We start from the raw sequence: 890 nt of genomic DNA, 5'->3' as shown, positions 1-890 counted from the left end.
AGCCTAAGAGCCTACGCGAAAATTAAGTTGAGCGATTTCAGTTGTTTATGGTTCTCTGTGGTTTACCAAGACTACCTGGACTGAAACCGCCCGTCACGGCTATGCCAGAGGAGGCTTACGCTATGCAAGCGACTGCACCGACGATGAATGGTCTGTCGTCGCGCCGCTTTTGCAGCCGATGAGCAAGGTTGGACGTCCACGCGAGCATGATGATCCACGTATGTTGTGGAATGCCATCGAGTATATGGCGACAACCGGCTGCCAATGGGCGCAGTTACCGAAGGAATTCCCGCCGCTCACGACAGTGCAATATCATTGCTACCGGATGCGCGACAGCGGCTTGCTTGATCTTATCAATGAAATGCTGGTTGCAGTGACACGGCTGTCCGAAGGCCGCAAGGCGGAGTCGACGGCAGCTATTATCGATAGCCAGTGGGTGAAGACGACAGAAGCTGGTGGTCAGCGCAGCTATGATGCAGGCAAAAGGATCAAAGGGCGCAAGCGCCATATCGTAACCGATATGGTCGGCAACATGTTGTAAGGCATCGTGCATGGCGCGGATGTTCAGGACCGCGACGGCGCGCCCAATCTGATCAAGCGCGCCTGCCAAAATTACCCACGGTGAGGAAACTCTTTGCCGATGGCGGATATGCTGGCGAAAAGCTGACAACTGCTGTGGCACATATCGAAGCGCTGGCAATTGAAATCGTTAAGTGCTCCGATCAAGCCAAAGGCTTTGTAATTCTGCCCAGGCGGTGGATCGTTGAGCGAACCTTCGCCTGGCTTAATCGTTGCCGTCGGCTGGCTAAAGATCGGGAAGCCTCTATCGCATCGTCAGAGGCATGGATGTTCATCTCCTCAATCAGACGTATGACACGCCGCATTGCTAG

The 890-nt window shown here is 54.2% G+C and carries 1 pseudogene; it reads left to right on the top strand.

What is annotated here, in order from left to right:
* Window positions 1–55: 55 nt before the first annotated feature.
* A pseudogene (locus JAU75_RS23845) lies at window positions 56–890 on the top strand (IS5 family transposase); the annotation flags it as partial.

Origin of the sequence: Ochrobactrum sp. Q0168 (assembly GCF_016427605.1) — a bacterium.
In the GTDB taxonomy this organism is placed as follows: domain Bacteria; phylum Pseudomonadota; class Alphaproteobacteria; order Rhizobiales; family Rhizobiaceae; genus Brucella.
This window is presented reverse-complemented; position numbering and strand designations above follow the sequence as displayed.